Origin of the sequence: Novacetimonas cocois (genome assembly GCF_003311635.1) — a bacterium.
GTDB classification, from domain to species: Bacteria; Pseudomonadota; Alphaproteobacteria; order Acetobacterales; family Acetobacteraceae; genus Novacetimonas; species Novacetimonas cocois.
This window is the reverse complement of the sequence record NZ_QEXL01000064.1, coordinates 1-1,213: the sequence shown is the minus strand read 5'-3', so window position 1 is coordinate 1,213 and position 1,213 is coordinate 1. Positions and strand designations below refer to the sequence as shown.

General features: G+C 53.9%; 1 protein-coding gene. It reads right to left on the bottom strand.

The window, feature by feature from the left end:
• Window positions 1-133: 133 nt before the first annotated feature.
• Window positions 134-1,213, bottom strand: a complete 1,080-nt coding sequence (locus NJLHNGOC_RS15515) for an IS5 family transposase (RefSeq protein WP_014106935.1) — start codon at window positions 1,211-1,213, stop codon at window positions 134-136.

Here is a 1,213-nt window from a genome sequence, read left to right as displayed (position 1 = left end):
TGGAGGGATCGAAGAACCCCTGATTGATGTGCTTGGCCGGTAATTTCTGGGTTTTGGCGATTTGATTGACGGTTTTTGCGATGGCCTCCGGTCTGCGTTTTGAGCAGATTGGGAGTTGTCCTCCGCTGGATGGCTATGCGCTCGCGTTCAATCTTTCGAGGAAGAGGAAGCGGCGCATATTGTAGACGATATTGGCGAGCCCGATCCTCATGGTGGCTTGGCTGATACCGACAGTCCGGACAAACAGCCCCGTCTGTGACTTCTGATCGGCAAAGACATGCTCGACACGCGACCGGATAATGGATTTTCCTGCATTCGATTTCTGGATATGCCGGGGCATAGGCTTGAGATGCGGCTTTTTGCGATGAACCTTGGAGACAAAGCCCTGCTTTTCCATGAAGTCTTCATTGGCTTTTGAGCGGTAGGCCGTGTCAGCCCAGACACTTGAGGCTGTATTGGTTTTATCCAGCAGCCCCTCTCTCAATCGCGCGCCATCACTGGCGGCGGCATGCGTTGTTTTCCATTTCCGGATGAACCGGTATTTTCGATCGATGGAAACATGCGATTTATAGCCAAAGAACGGGATGGCGAGATCGCTGGATGGCATGGTTCCATCATCCTGCCGCTTCGCCTTCGTGAACTTCAGTGTCCATCGCGCATGACGATCCTTGTGCGACAGCTTTGCGGGTTTGTCCTGCCAGTCTTCAGGAATACGTCCTTCCCGAAGATCGGCTTTCTCTGCATTGGTGTTCCGCTGCTTCGGAGCCGCTACCAGCGTGGCATCCAGGATCTGGCCTGACATCGGCAAATACCCGGCGTTGCGCAGGGTGGCATCAAAGCGGTTGAACAGCCCATCGATCGCACCCGCCTGGGTCAGACGCTTTTGACACAGCCAGACCGTTTTGGCATCCGGCACCCGATCTGAAAGTCCCAGACCAAGGAAACGCATAAAGGAGAGGCGATCGTTGATCAGATATTCCGTCCGCTCATCAGACAAATTGTTGAGCGTCTGGATCACCAGAATTTTGAACATCAGCACAGGATCAAATGGCGGTCGTCCGCCTTTGCTGCCGTCAGAATACGCCAGAGCCTTCTCCAGGTCAGGGCGGAAGACTTCAAAATCCACAGTCCGGGAAAATGCTTCGAGCTGATCACCAAGCCCGCTCAAGCGGGCAAGCCGCTCTTCAACGTCAAAAAATCCCGTCTGCTTCAT